The organism is Falsigemmobacter intermedius, from assembly GCF_004054105.1.
Classification (GTDB): domain Bacteria; phylum Pseudomonadota; class Alphaproteobacteria; order Rhodobacterales; family Rhodobacteraceae; genus Wagnerdoeblera; species Wagnerdoeblera intermedia.
Genome location: NZ_SBLC01000058.1, coordinates 1 through 311 on the forward strand (window position 1 = coordinate 1; position 311 = coordinate 311).

A 311-nucleotide genomic window follows, 5' to 3' on the forward strand; every position below is an offset into this window, starting at 1 on the left:
CCGCGAAATGCGCGAGGTCGCGAAAGCAAGCTGCAGATAATCAGCGAGGTTCACCCCTTTGGCATTCTGGCAGCAGTTAGAGAGGCCCAGCGTCACGCGAGAGCAGTTAGATCCCGTACCGGCGAACAGCTGGCAGGCCATCATTTCGTTCTCAACATTGGCCGCATTGGGGTCGATCGTGCACTGCATGTCGGTCAGGATCATATCGACCGCGGCCAGCTTGGAGGCCGCATCGGCCAGATCCATGGTGCCGTCTGTGCCGGTGTTGGGGAGGCAATCGCCGCCGAAGCACGACATATCGCTGTTGCAGA

1 protein-coding gene is annotated in these 311 nt (G+C 59.8%); it reads right to left on the minus strand.

What is annotated here, in order from left to right; all coding sequences use genetic code 11:
- Nucleotides 1-311, minus strand: a 311-nt coding sequence (traN, locus tag EP867_RS20035) for a conjugal transfer protein TraN (protein ID WP_194085567.1), incomplete at both ends; no start/stop codon positions are given.